Origin of the sequence: Shewanella sp. 10N.286.54.B9, from assembly GCF_041468565.1 — a bacterium.
Lineage (GTDB): Bacteria > Pseudomonadota > Gammaproteobacteria > Enterobacterales > Shewanellaceae > Shewanella.
The window spans coordinates 1-11,611 of sequence record NZ_JBFRIY010000071.1 but is presented as its reverse complement, the minus strand read 5'-3'; the positions used below and the strand labels follow the sequence as shown (position 1 = coordinate 11,611).

10 protein-coding genes are annotated in these 11,611 nt (G+C 43.1%); all 10 read right to left on the bottom strand.

Features of this window, described 5'->3' with window-relative positions; translation table 11 throughout:
* Positions 1-77 precede the first annotated feature (77 nt).
* Positions 78-956, bottom strand: coding sequence for a protease modulator HflC (hflC, locus tag AB4135_RS20680; RefSeq protein WP_371995317.1), 879 nt, complete (start codon positions 954-956; stop codon positions 78-80).
* A gap of 2 nt (positions 957-958) precedes the next feature.
* Positions 959-2,098 (bottom strand): FtsH protease activity modulator HflK, encoded by a 1,140-nt coding sequence (gene hflK, locus AB4135_RS20675; RefSeq protein WP_371995316.1) that lies wholly within the window; start codon positions 2,096-2,098, stop codon positions 959-961.
* A gap of 48 nt (positions 2,099-2,146) precedes the next feature.
* A complete protein-coding gene (gene hflX, locus AB4135_RS20670; RefSeq protein ID WP_371995315.1) occupies positions 2,147-3,442 on the bottom strand; it encodes a ribosome rescue GTPase HflX in 1,296 nt (431 codons plus the stop codon).
* Positions 3,443-3,462: 20 nt separating this feature from the next.
* Positions 3,463-3,741 (bottom strand): RNA chaperone Hfq, encoded by a 279-nt coding sequence (gene hfq / locus AB4135_RS20665; RefSeq protein WP_202286414.1) that lies wholly within the window; start codon positions 3,739-3,741, stop codon positions 3,463-3,465.
* 95 nt (positions 3,742-3,836) lie between these two features.
* Positions 3,837-4,763: a tRNA (adenosine(37)-N6)-dimethylallyltransferase MiaA gene (gene miaA / locus AB4135_RS20660; RefSeq protein ID WP_371995314.1), complete on the bottom strand. Its 927-nt coding sequence runs from the start codon at positions 4,761-4,763 to the stop codon at positions 3,837-3,839.
* A complete protein-coding gene (gene mutL / locus AB4135_RS20655) occupies positions 4,756-6,624 on the bottom strand; it encodes a DNA mismatch repair endonuclease MutL (RefSeq protein ID WP_371995313.1) in 1,869 nt (622 codons plus the stop codon). The genes miaA and mutL overlap by 8 nt, the downstream gene beginning before the upstream one ends.
* Before the next feature lie 24 nt (positions 6,625-6,648).
* Complete coding sequence (locus AB4135_RS20650; protein WP_371995312.1) at positions 6,649-7,968, bottom strand: N-acetylmuramoyl-L-alanine amidase; 1,320 nt, start codon at positions 7,966-7,968, stop codon at positions 6,649-6,651.
* Entirely contained in the window at positions 7,952-8,428 is a 477-nt protein-coding gene (tsaE, locus tag AB4135_RS20645; RefSeq protein WP_371995318.1) for a tRNA (adenosine(37)-N6)-threonylcarbamoyltransferase complex ATPase subunit type 1 TsaE, read from the bottom strand. The genes AB4135_RS20650 and tsaE overlap by 17 nt, the downstream gene beginning before the upstream one ends.
* 81 nt (positions 8,429-8,509) lie before the next feature.
* A complete protein-coding gene (locus AB4135_RS20640; RefSeq protein ID WP_371995311.1) occupies positions 8,510-9,991 on the bottom strand; it encodes an NAD(P)H-hydrate dehydratase in 1,482 nt (493 codons plus the stop codon).
* Positions 9,992-10,190: 199 nt separating this feature from the next.
* Entirely contained in the window at positions 10,191-10,646 is a 456-nt protein-coding gene (locus AB4135_RS20635; protein WP_371995310.1) for a hypothetical protein, read from the bottom strand.
* Positions 10,647-11,611: the final 965 nt, after the last annotated feature.

Below are 11,611 nucleotides of genomic sequence, written 5' to 3'. Positions count from 1 at the left end.
ACTTATCTCAGGACGGGACATTTCGAACATAAAAAAGGCCTAACAGTTGTTAGGCCTTTTATGATCAAGCGATAAGGTTATTTACCTGTAGAGCTCTTCATATATCTAAAGAACTCACTATCAGGTTCAAGTACCATGACATCACGGTCACCATCAAAGCTGTCTTTATACGCATCTAAGCTTCGCATAAAGCTAAAGAACTCAGGGTCTTTAGTGTAAGCGTCAGCATAAATTTTAGCGGCCTGCGCATCACCTTCACCACGAATAGTCAACGCTTTGCGTTGAGCTTCAGCTGTTTGAATAGTCACACTAGCATCAGTCTTAGCGCGAATAATCTCTGCCTGCTCTTGCCCTTGAGCGCGATGCTCTTTCGCAACAGCTTGGCGCTCAGCACGCATACGCTGGTAAATACTGGTACTAACGTTTGCTGGCAAATTGATTTGCTTAACACGAACGTCAACAACTTCAATACCTAAGTCAGCGGCACTCTCCGAAGCATTTTCTAGTGCATCAGATTGCAGTTCGTCACGACTACCCGAAACGATCTCTTTAATCGTACGACGACCAAACTCGGTACGAAGGTCATTGTTGATCTTGCGTTGTAGCAAGGTTTCAGCATTGGCCTTAATACCGCCATTAGTCGATAAGTAGTAACGTTCAAAATCCAAGATGCGCCACTTCACATAAGAATCGACCATAAGATCTTTCTTCTCTGAAGTTACAAAACGATCTGCTGCACCATCTAGCGTCTGTACACGAGAATCCATGAACTTGATTTTATCAAGGCCGGGGATCTTAATGTGTAAACCAGGCGTGTAAACGCGTGTAATACCGTCATCTTTTAGGACTTTACCAAAACGAGAAACAATAGCTCGCTCGCCTTCATTAACGACTAAAAGTGATGACAAAATGATTGCAACAAGTACAGCTGCTATTACCGCAGTAAATTTACCCATACTTAATTCCTCCCCGTACGATCACCTCTTGATGGACGACCATCAAGAGGCATGCTGCTATTATTTGTCGTGCTGTTGACCGACATTATAGGCTGTGCGGGTTTACTTTTAGTGCTAACAGACTTATTTGACTGACTATTTTGCATCAACTTATCGAGTGGCAAATACATTAAATTGCCGCTATTTTTAGCATCAATAAGCACCTTGCTAGTCCCACTCATTACTTCTTGCATCGTATCGAAATACATACGCTCACGAGTAACATCTGGGGCCGCCTGATATTCAGGAAGCAACTGTTCAAAGCGGGCAACTTTACCTTGGGCTTCAAGCGTGACTCTTTGCTTATAAGCTTTAGCTTGTTGATCCATTCTTTGTACAGTACCACGAACTTTAGGCTCTAACTGACGAGAGTAAGCTTCCGCTTCACGGATAAAGCGTTGTTCATCCTCTTGAGCTGCAATCGCGTCATCAAAGGCATCTTTAACCTCTTCAGGTGGACGAGCAGGCAAGAAGTTAACATCAACAATCATGATACCTAGGTTGTAGGACTCAATAATACGCTCAATCTCGTTCCATGTATCACGACGGATCTTGTCTCGACCTGTAGTCAAAATATCATCCATGGTGTTATGGCCGATCACATAGCGTAATGCACTGTCAGTGGCTTCACGTAAACTAGCATCAGCGTCAACTACGCTGTAAAGATAGTTCTTGGCATTGTTGACACGAAATTGTACGTCTAGTTGAACTAAGACGACATTTTCATCAGCCGTTAGCATGCTACCAGAAGCAGGGATCGAGCGAACCGTTTGCACGTTCACTGGAGTAACTTCATCAATGAAGGTTGCTTTCCATTGCAGGCCTGGATCAACTTCTCCAATATAGCCACCAAAACGCAACTCAACACCTTTCTCGGCTTCTTTAACCGTGTAGAAGCCAGATAGCCCCCAAACCACAACAGCAATAGCCAAAACAATCACTAAGCTCATTGAACTTATGCCATTGCCTGAACCATTGCCTTTTCCGCCAAAGCGTTTAGAAAGGTTACGAAAAACTTCATCTAGATCTGGTGGTCCCTTATCGTTACCACCTTTCTTTCCCCAAGGGTCTTGACCCTTGTTACCGGGCTCGTTCCAAGCCATTTAGTACTCCATAGTGTATGAAATAAACGAGATTACTAAAATTACTATTTATACGGCGACATCATCGACGATAAAAGTTTCTATTTCACCAAGGCTCTGCTTAACCAGTCGACGCCAATCGGCTTCTAACAAGCGTACAGAGATCATACAGTTCCCCAGATCGTCATACTCTTTCTGCTGTATTACATCCAGTTTATAAAACTGACCAAGATAGTGCCCTGCCGAAGCGGGGATTTGCAAGTCTAGCTCTTTAACAGCTTTACCAACCAAATCGTTGATAGCCTCTTGAACTAGTTCCAAGCCTTTTTGTTGCTGGGCAGACACCCAGACTCTGATTGGCTTACCTTCGTCATCATAATCAATGCGAGGTTTCACCTCATCCAGCAGATCGATTTTATTACATATAATCAACTGAGGAATTTCGTCGGCGTCGATCTCTTTGAGCACACTTTGTACCTGCTCAAAATTATCAGCCATATTTTCATCTGCGCTATCAACAACATGCAATAGCAAATCTGCTTGCCGTGTTTCCTGCAATGTCGCTTTAAATGCAGCAACAAGGTCATGAGGCAAGTGCCTAATAAACCCAACTGTATCCGCCAAGACAATATGACCATCTGGCAATTCCAGCTTTCTCAATGTCGGATCTAACGTAGCGAATAACTGGTCAGCAGCGTATACATCAGACTCTGTTAATGCATTAAATAACGTCGATTTACCAGCGTTGGTGTAACCGACCAAAGAAACCGTCGACATATCACTTCGCTGCCTAGCTCTGCGACTTTGATCTCGTTGCTTATCAACTTTAGCTAAACGCTTATTAATTGTGCGAATTCGCCCTCTCAATAAACGCCTATCAGTTTCAAGCTGGGTTTCACCGGGTCCACGAAGACCAATACCACCCTTTTGCCTTTCTAGATGCGTCCAACCTCTGATAAGGCGTGTAGACATGTGGCGCAGTTGCGCTAGCTCCACCTGTAACTTGCCTTCATAGGTTCTTGCTCTCTGAGCAAAAATATCCAAGATCAATGCTGTTCTGTCGAGCACTCGACATTCACACATATGCTCGAGATTTCGCTCTTGAGCTGGGCTCAGTGCGTGGTTAAATATCACCACATTGGCATCTGTTGCCGCAACCATCGCAGCTAATTCTTCAGCTTTACCCGAACCGACAAAAAATTTACGGTCCGGTGCCCGACGACTTCCTGTAATGACACCGATTGATTGCGCCCCAGCAGATTCAACTAAAAGTTTAAGTTCTACTAGGTCTTCTCGGTTATCTTCATCAGAGAAGTCGATATGGACAAGTACCGCTCGTTCTCCTGCCTCATAACGATCAAACAAAAAGCAATCTCCTCAAAAAATTACTTCTCATCACTTTCGTCATGCTGAGCGTTGTAACCAGCTTGTGCATTTGTCGCCTGGTGGTTACTCACGTTAAATGGGCGTGATGGCACCACAGTAGAAATGGCATGCTTGTAAACCATTTGGCTTACAGTGTTTTTAAGCAAAATGACAAACTGATCAAAAGACTCAACTTGTCCTTGTAACTTAATGCCGTTAACAAGATAAATAGATACTGGAACGCGTTCACGACGCAATGCGTTCAAAAACGGGTCTTGTAAAGATTGCCCCTTTGCCATTTTCTAATTTCCTTTTTTATGTAATATCAATAGTAATTCTAATACTAGAAAACTTTATTCTTTGGTTTTAGTATTATACAGCTATCGCCAATTAGCTAGCGACTATATCGCAATACTGTATCAAGATTATTTTCAGCACCGCTTTCAAGCCAAATTAAGTCAGGCCAACCACGTAACCATGTTAATTGACGTTTTGCTAATTGCCTAGTAGCCACAATAGCTTTTTCAACCATAGTTTCATAGTCATATTCACCATCTAAATACTGCCAACATTGTCGATAGCCTACGCAGCGCATAGAGGGCAGTTCTAAATGTAAGTCATCACGTGACTTTAATTTTTCAACTTCTGCAACAAACCCTAGACCTAACATAGCCTTAAAACGAGTTTCTATTGCTTTATGTAACACCTTTCTGTCGTTAGGTGCAATCGCAAATTGAATCGCTTCGTAAGGGAATGCATCTGACTTTACTTTCGTTAGCTCAGTTAAAGACTTGCCACTGATCCGAAAAACCTCTAAAGCTCTTGCTAATCGTTGCGGATCATTAGGGTGAATACGCTCAGCAGCAACCGGATCTACCACTTTCAATTGATCATGCAGAGCTTGCCAGCCATCAGCCTCTGCTTCAGCCGCAATTTGCGCCCTAATCTCTTCATTGGCACCCGGAAGTGGTGATAAGCCTTCTATCAACGCTTTAAAATACATCATAGTGCCACCCACCAGTAACGGGGTCTTACCGCGGCTGATGATATCTTCTATTTTGAGCAATGCGTCTTTTCTAAAGTCCGCTGCCGAGTAGCTCTGTGCAGGGTCGATAATATCAATCAGGTGATGAGGAGCAACAGCAAGCTCTGCGGCATCCGGCTTAGCACTACCTACATCCATTTGTTGATAGATCAATGCTGAGTCTACGGAAATAATTTCGCAGTCATAATTTTTCACCAACTCAATAGCCAACGCAGTTTTACCTGATGCTGTTGGTCCCATTAAGGTGATTATTTTATGTTTTTTCTTATCAGTCACTCTGAGATTCTTTCATCCATTGCTGCCAAGGAAGTTCCTGGCTTTGGTTATAAAGAGCGCTTTTTGCGCTACTATCTAATGCACTAAATGCTAACCACGCCTCGGCGCTGGCAGTAAAACGACTTGAAGCTTGTGTCGCGAGCCAATGGACTAATGCATCATCGCTCGGCTCCTCAAATCGAACCCATTGTAATAACTCTGGGATCAAAACAGCCAATTGGCTGTCTCTCAGATATGGGGGCACTTTTTTAATAATCAACTGCCCAAGTCGGATAGATAGCTCAATTCCCAACTTTCTTAGCAATTGTTCTCGAGTTTCAATAACTTCATTCCAAATATGATCGACAGGTACAGCCACAGGCATCAACAAAGGTTGGCCCACTAACCCTTGCGCCAATTTAGCTTGGATCTGTTGCCGAGCAGTTTCTTTAACAACATCAGCAATACTCAGTAAACGAATGTTATTACCTTCCACTATTACCCAATACTCATCAGCCAATACAGCAGGCATCTTGCCACTAGCATCAGACACCGCCGAAGTATGTGGATTGCTAACTGACTTTGCACTAGTCGATGCTGCGTCTGTTGTACTGCTGCTAAGCAAGTTTGCATAAGCTTCTAAACTACTTTGGCTGGGCAGTTCCACATCCGCTCTATGAGTCGTAGCTCTTAAAGGTGTTCTATAGCTAGACTGCCCTTGATTATAGCTTGTTGCTGTTGACGGTATAGGACGCTCATTGACAGCTATAGGCTTTGTAGATGGTTCACTATAACTGATAGAGGCAGCATGACTATTTGCACTGTCAGGTTCAAAGTGTACTCCGCTTTCATCTGTAGCAGTGGCCTGGGACTCAAGCCTCAATTCAGATGATTGCGCCATAGCGGATTGTAGAGCTTGCAAAATATAATCATGTACATAGCGGCTTTGATGAAAACGAACCTCATGTTTTGCCGGATGAACGTTGACGTCAACCTGATGCGGTTCTAATTCAAGCATCAGCACGTACCCGGGAGAAACGCCTGCGGCATATTCTGAGAAAGCCTGACGAACGGCATGATTAACTAACCGATCTTTCACCAATCTACCGTTAACGTAAAAATACTGCGTTTCACTGTAGCCGCTAGCGGTATCAGGCGCTTGTAGATAACCACTTAAAGTAAGATCATTATGACTGCAGTTTATGTGTAAACAGGTCTCGGAAAATACTTTACCGCACACTTGGCCCAAGCGCTGCAAAAATTGCACTTCGGTCATAGCTGGGCGGTAGTTACGCACTGTTTTACCATTATGTTTAAGGGTAAAATGAATATCTCTTCTTACTAAAGCAATGCGCTTTAGCCACTCATCGATATGGGTAAACTCTGTTTTATCACTCTTTAAAAAACGACGTCTAGCAGGAGTATTAAAAAACAGATCGACGGCTTCTATTGTTGTTCCCACCGGGTGAGCAGCAGGCAAAATTTGCACCGCCATCTCGGTGCCCTCTGCTTTTGCCTGCCAGGCTTCAGCTTGGGTTTCTGTTCTGGACGTTAATGTTAGCCGCGAAACAGAGCTGATACTGGCTAACGCTTCACCGCGAAATCCAAAACTCATAATGGCTTCTAAATCATCTAGAGATTTAAGCTTTGATGTCGCATGACGAGATAAGGCTAAGCTCAAGTCTTGTTTAGGGATCCCTGAGCCATTATCTCGTATGCGGATAAGTTTGCTACCACCTTTGTCGATTTCGATATCGACTCGGGTAGCGCCAGCATCTAAGCTGTTTTCTACCAGCTCTTTGATGACTGACGCTGGGCGCTCAACAACTTCGCCGGCTGCTATTTGGTTAGCAAGCTGAGGTGGTAACTTTTCTATAGCCATTTTTTACTCTTTAACTGCAACATATTAGGCTCGTGGAATAACCAACGTCTGCCCTATTCTTAAAGAATCGGATTTAAGTTTATTGGCTTTTTTCAAGCTACTGATCGAAATTTGGTACCGATGAGCAATGACCGACAGGGATTCACCACTGCGGACTTTATGTTTAGTGTTACTTTTACTCGCCAGTAGCGAGTTGACCGGAGGATTGGCTTCAAAATACTTAACTACGCCCTTATGGACTGCTTTAGCAATATTATTCTGATGCTCTCGCTGAGACAGTAGCCGCTCCTCTTTATGGTTGGAGATAAAGCCAGTCTCAACCAATATAGACGGGATATCAGGCGATTTCAGCACCGCAAAGCTCGCAGACTCTGGCTTGTGCTTGTGTAGCTTTGTCACTTTACCTAGATTGGATAACACATCTCCAGCGATGTTATGGCTGATAGCCATCGAACGATCCATCGACATATCCAGTAAAGTCATCGCTAAATATTGTTCATTATCGGTATTTTGGATTATCTCACCTGCTCCACCCAGCAACTCAGAATGCTTCTCTTTTTGTTCTAGCCAGCGACCAATTTCACTGTTGGCTCGACGCATAGATAAAACCCAGACTGACGCCCCTCTAGGTTGAGGTGAGGTAAAAGCATCCGCGTGAATCGAAATCAATAGATCTGCTTTACTGTTACGGGCAATCTCTGAACGGCGATTCAAATTAACGAAATAATCGCCAGTCCTGGTCATTACCGCCTTCATTCCGGGGGTCGCATTGATTTTAGCAGCAACTTTCTTGGCGATTTGTAATACGACTTTTTTCTCGTACATGCCAGAAGGGCCAATCGAACCGGGATCATCTCCGCCATGACCAGCATCGATAGCAACGATGACATCTCTTAAAGCGGTAGCGGGCTTGCTCGGCTGACTTTTTGCTTTAGTGCTACCACCGTCGAGATCAACGACTAAACGATTGCCGTAGGGTGCGGTTGGAGGTAGCGCAAACAAGTTCGCTTTCAGAGGCTTTGTTAAATCAATAACAATTCTGAGTGTACCTTTCTCTGGTGGCGAACTCTTTCTAATTCTTTTAACTAGCTTACTGTTGTTAGCGATCTTCGCTAAGTCGACTTTATTGGAGGATTTTTTTAAATCAACCACTAGGCGATATGGGTTAGTTAAAGTGAAATGGCTATAGTTCGGAGATTGGCTTAAATCAAATACGATACGTGTCGATTCAGGCGCAGCCCAAACCCTTACGCCTTCGAGTTTGTTCGCGCTGTGCGCAAAAAAGGATGTGCATAATGTCAGTAACAGTAGAGCTAACTTAAATATATTATTGTTTTTTATCATTATTATTTAAACACGCCAATATTTCTTCGCCCTTAGCAGAGAGAGCCTGTAATTCTATTTGTCGTCCAGTATTAACATATTTAATATAGATATGTATATCAGCTTGGGGTAATAGACCGTGACCACGATCAGGCCACTCGACAATGCATAAGCTACGCTCAGTGAAATAGTCACGTATGCCCATGAACTCCAGCTCTTCTGGATCATAGAGGCGGTAAAGGTCAAAATGAAATACCTCAATACCCGCCATTTCGTATGGTTCAACTAAGGTATAAGTAGGGCTCTTTACCGCTCCCTCATGGCCTAAACTTTGAATGAGTCCACGACTAAACGTCGTTTTACCAGCTCCGAGATCGCCACTCAAATAAAGTGTCAACGGCGGCGTAATTAAGCCTGCTAACTGATTACCTAAGCTAACTGTAGCTTGCTCATTTTCAAGATCTAGGGTGATAGATTGTATATTCATATTAATTTAAAAAGGCGTCCGACTAGCACATTATCCACAATGCGCTACTTTAACCTAAACACCTACAATTCTAAACTAGATTTGATTAACCAACTGATGAATAAAAGGCATGAGATCACTCGCAAGCATCCCCCTTTCTCCGTCTTTAGCCGCAAGATCTGCTGCATCACCATGAATCACCACCGCTAGAGAGGCTGCTTGCATATTGTCATAACCTTGCGCCATTAACGCACCGATAATACCGGATAAAACATCTCCGCAACCGCCACTGGCAAGCCCAGGGTTGCCAACGGGTGCAACGATACACTCATTACCATTATAAATTAGCGTACCTGCGCCTTTTAATACAATCACGCCGCCATATTTAGCATGCAGTTGGCGCACCGCGTTAAACCTATCCTGTTCAATTTCAGCAATACTGACGCCGAGTAACCTAGCAGCTTCACCGGGGTGGGGTGTCAATACCCAATTCTTGCTCGTCAGGGTAAATTGCACTAGCAGGTTCAATGCGTCGGCATCTATAACACTCGGTTTTTCTGCAAGATCAACCGCTTTTAATAAATTGTAGCCCCAATCAGCAATGCCCAGCCCTGGCCCAATAACGAGTACATCAGCCCAGCCTAGTTTTAGGTAGACTTCCATATCCACTAGTTCGCATCCCCAAAACATCAGCTCTGGCCTAGTGCTACAAACAACAACCTGATGCTCAGGCCTAGATATGACCGTAACCAATCCGGCTCCGCTTCTCAAACTGGATTCAGACGCCAGTCGCACCGCACCAGACATACCAAAGTCACCACCAATCACTGTGACTTTGCCGCTGTCGCCTTTGTGAGAATCTCTTCTTCTCGGTTTGAAAACCTTTGGCAGATCGTCACAGACTAGTTTTTTTACGTTACTTTGAGCCAAATAGGGAGACAACCCTATATCCGCTAATATTAACTCTCCGCAGCAGTGGCGAGCCTGACTAGTCAATAAGCCTTGCTTAATAGCACCAAAAGTCAGTGTCATATTGGCTTCAATCGCCACCTGTCTCGCCCACCCTGTATTAGGCTCAATCCCAGATGGAACATCGAGTGACAATACCCACGCTGCACTGTTATTTACAGCTTTAATAATAGAGACGATTTCATCACTTAGCTCTCCTTTGACACCTGTGCCAAGCAGGCCGTCGACAATCACATTCGCTTGAGTTATTTTTTCAATATTAAAAGCTGTGCTGTAACCGCCCGCCTCCTCAAACTCTGCGATAGCACGCTCTAACTCTTCAGATGGCCTTTTCGCAGCAGAGGCTTGCAAACAAACTGACCAACCTGCCCTAATCAACATTGCAGCAGTGGTGTAAGCATCGGCGCCATTATTGCCATGCCCAGCGAGGATTAAAACAGACTGAGTGGGGACATCGATTGATTGAAGTTGTTCAAATACCGCTGACGCAGCCCGCTCTACCAGATTAAAAAGGCTTATATCGCTATCTTTGACAGCAGTAATTTCAGCCTGCTTCACTTGTTCGGCTGAATACACTGATAATAATGCTGATAAATACTTTTCACTCATTAAGCTTTTCCTAGAACTGAACTTCAACCAAATTAGAATAGTAGCTAATCAGACTGAAACGCATATGAATTGTTCATTCACAAAACGTTTAAATCTCTATAGTTTGATCTAACACAAACTAAGCGTTGCATTAGCCTTTATTTAGATCAAAAAAGGCACCATTCGGTGCCTTAAGCAAGTAGAACATTGATTGAGTAGATCAAATATCATCCATACGTATACTGCTATGAACTAATCGCTGTTGTTGGATTTTTTCTACTCTGACTAAATCTTCAAGCGCGCCTTTCGTTTCGCTACAGCCTGAAGACAAAGAGGTTTTTTCGATTAAGCCTATCAGCTTATTATCGAGCTCTAGATGTAGCTCTAAAACATCATCTTCGGTCATATTGGCGGGTAAAGTCTGTTTTTGACAACGAGAAACAAAGTCTTCAAAAACGATATCTTTATACCAAGTATCGAGTATTTTCTTAGGCGCTTCATCGATATAATTTTCTAGTTTTTCAGCTGTCTGGCGCTGATGATGCTGAAAATACTCTAGCATTAACTTTACTCGTGAAGAATCCGCTTGGGTATGTAAACGACTATATAGCTGAGCCATCTCAAGGCGACAAGTCGCTACATAATCTATAAGCTCACTAAGTTGTTGAATACGCATATACCGATCTCCTATCGCTCGCACTTTCGGTGACAAGCTAAAAATTAGTCTGATACTATTATGGTCTGAACAGAACACTGAAGGTTTGAAGGCTGTCATGTTTTGTCTATTCCAAATACGCCTACTTTAGAGATTATTAAAGAAACTAGCGCTTGATCACACTATCGCAACAAACACTCCAACTTGTTCCCTTCAATTTAAAATCGCTTTTTCCTCAATAAAAAGTTTAGTGCATGAAGTACCTCATAGAGACATCTTTAGCGCAAGCTTGAAAGAAAAGGTATTGAAACTGGAGGTTGGAACGAGCGTTTGGCTTAAACAATGGTGAGTTCGAACCGATGAGCTATAACCCATGACCTATACCTTGGCAAAAAAAGGCTATCTACTTTATCTACAAGCTCAACAGGGCTATAGATCTGTTTTTGCTTTAGTGTTTATTGATTTTATGAGAATTTATGAGATTTTTACAGGGGAAGATTGCAGCGAACTTTTGACTTAAACAACAGTGGGTTTATAAAAACCGATGCCCTATACCTTGGTAAGGTGTCGTCCTTTTGCTCTTATAAAGAGTCAACTGAGCTAATGTCGCGTAAATCTTTTTACTTACCGAATTTGGTCATTCCATAAGTTTGTATTTGGAGCGACATATCAGGTTCGAACTGATGACCTATACCTTGGCAAAAAAAGGTATCAACTCTATCAACAAGCACAACTGAGCTACAGATATATTTGTGCTTTAGTGTTTTTTGATTTTATGAGATTTTTATAGGGGAAGATTGGAGCGAGCTTTTGACTTAAACAACGGTGGGTTTAAAAAAATCGATGCTCTATAGCTTGGTAAGGTATCGCCCTTTTGCTCTTATAAAGAGCCAACTGAGCTAATGTCGCGTAAATCTTTTATTACACCCTAACTGTAAACATTGACCAAAGGTATCGTTTTTCACCTTTAGCAACTGAGCTAATGT

Bases quoted from the DNA above. Each gene is read 5' to 3' on its own strand.
- hflC (WP_371995317.1), bottom strand. From the start codon at position 956: ATGGGTAAATTTACTGCGGTAATAGCAGCTGTACTTGTTGCAATCATT.
- hflK (WP_371995316.1), bottom strand. From the start codon at position 2,098: ATGGCTTGGAACGAGCCCGGTAACAAGGGTCAAGACCCTTGGGGAAAG.
- hfq (WP_202286414.1), bottom strand. From the start codon at position 3,741: ATGGCAAAGGGGCAATCTTTACAAGACCCGTTTTTGAACGCATTGCGT.
- mutL (WP_371995313.1), bottom strand. From the start codon at position 6,624: ATGGCTATAGAAAAGTTACCACCTCAGCTTGCTAACCAAATAGCAGCC.
- AB4135_RS20650 (WP_371995312.1), bottom strand. From the start codon at position 7,968: ATGATAAAAAACAATAATATATTTAAGTTAGCTCTACTGTTACTGACA.
- AB4135_RS20640 (WP_371995311.1), bottom strand. From the start codon at position 9,991: ATGAGTGAAAAGTATTTATCAGCATTATTATCAGTGTATTCAGCCGAA.
- AB4135_RS20635 (WP_371995310.1), bottom strand. From the start codon at position 10,646: ATGCGTATTCAACAACTTAGTGAGCTTATAGATTATGTAGCGACTTGT.